Raw genomic sequence first — 594 nt, 5'->3', positions numbered from 1 at the left:
CTGGGCTGGTTACAGACCAATCGCCATTACCATCCACGCTTGCGCTTAGCTCAGTCTCAACACCGCTGCTGTCGGTCAGCGTGACGGTGATGACGGTGCCTGCCGGCTCTGATGACGTGCCTGAAATGGTCGGCGTGTCATTATTGATGGTGCCTAAATTATCAAGTGTGATCACCGGTGCAAGGGTATCGATTTCCCCAGCCCCCGCTGCACTGCCAATGTTGCCCGCAGCATCGGTGATACTCGCGCTGTAGCTGTAATCCCCATCCGGTAAGTTGGCCGCGGCCACTTCCCAATCACCTCCTGCTTGAACCTGGGCTGTGAGAGTCTGCGTGTCGCCATTGGCATCCACAATCGTGATGGTCACTTGGGTGCCAACAGGCTCTGTTGATGTTCCACTAATAACTGGGCTTTCGTCATTGCCTAAGCCATTATTATTCACCGTGACCACGGGCACACTGGTATCGATATTACCTGTTAAGATCACCTGTGTTTCATTCCCTGCGCCATCACTGATCACAACCTCCGTCGTGTAATCCCCTTGCGCTAAGGCGTTGGGTACTTCCACTGACCAACTGCCGTCGCTTTGCACGC

At 54.5% G+C, this 594-nt stretch carries 1 protein-coding gene; it reads right to left on the bottom strand.

The window, feature by feature from the left end; genetic code table 11:
- Positions 1 to 594, bottom strand: a 594-nt coding sequence (locus QMA12_RS22280; protein ID WP_290295332.1) for an Ig-like domain-containing protein, incomplete at both ends; no start/stop codon positions are given.

This window comes from Pseudoalteromonas sp. APC 3893, assembly GCF_030408095.1.
Classification (GTDB): domain Bacteria; phylum Pseudomonadota; class Gammaproteobacteria; order Enterobacterales; family Alteromonadaceae; genus Pseudoalteromonas.
The sequence above is the reverse complement of the archived record's forward strand: the minus strand, read 5'-3'. Positions and strand labels throughout refer to the sequence as shown.